This is a genomic window from Streptomyces sp. PU-14G, assembly GCF_041028275.1.
Taxonomy (GTDB): domain Bacteria; phylum Actinomycetota; class Actinomycetes; order Streptomycetales; family Streptomycetaceae; genus Streptomyces.
Map to the genome: position 1 here is coordinate 1 of NZ_JASKYT010000744.1, position 762 is coordinate 762.

1 protein-coding gene is annotated in these 762 nt (G+C 70.3%); it reads left to right on the plus strand.

Annotated elements, in window-relative coordinates:
• Positions 1-222: 222 nt before the first annotated feature.
• Complete coding sequence (locus AB8Z75_RS35110) at positions 223-504, plus strand: hypothetical protein (protein ID WP_369209211.1); 282 nt, start codon at positions 223-225, stop codon at positions 502-504.
• Positions 505-762 lie beyond the last annotated feature (258 nt).

Below are 762 nucleotides of genomic sequence, written 5' to 3' on the forward strand. Positions count from 1 at the left end.
GGAGGGCGGAGTCGGGGGCGTACGGGGGTTTATCGACACGTCGTCATACTTGCGGGGGAATCAATCCGTCAGGAGGGGTTCACCCGGAGTGCGATGGGCAACTCTGGACCCGCGACGTCGTACAGCGAGACCGCCCCGCAGTCGGCCAACTGCAGGCGGACCAAAGGCACTTACGGTGCAGCGCGCTTCCGTGGCGCTCTCACGGTTCCTGGAGGATTGAACATGGCACGCATCCGTACCGCCCGCGTCATCGCGGCCGCCGCCGCCCTTCCGTTCGCCGTCGCCGTCATGTCCGGTGTGGCGCACGCGGACAACGGCTCTCTCGCGGACGACGGATCGAATTCCAACGCGAGCTCCAGCTCGCAGGTGCAGGGCGCCGTGGGCGACGGCAACAACACCAACAACGCCAACAACGCCACCGTCAACGGCAACGGTGCGGACGTGGACCAGACCAACGTGACGCACAACGAGACCACCACCGTCGTCTTCCACAAGCTGTGGTGACCGAGTGAGCGCCCTGCCGGCCTGACCAGCCGGGCGTTCATGGGGATGGGCTGAGGCCGCGCGCCCGCGATTCCGATCGCGGGCGCGCGGGGGGGGGGGGGGGGGGGGGGGGGGGGGGGGGGGGGGGGGGGGGGGGGGGGGCGCGGTCGTCTGGGGGCGGTCGTGTGGGTCGTCTGCGGCGCGGTCGTGTGCGGGGGCGGACGGGTTGACAGCGCACGCGTTTCTGACGGACAGTCAGAAAATGCGCCTCGCCCCGAC

Excerpts from the sequence above, each read along its gene's own strand:
- AB8Z75_RS35110 (WP_369209211.1), top strand. The coding sequence starts at position 223 with ATGGCACGCATCCGTACCGCCCGCGTCATCGCGGCCGCCGCCGCCCTT.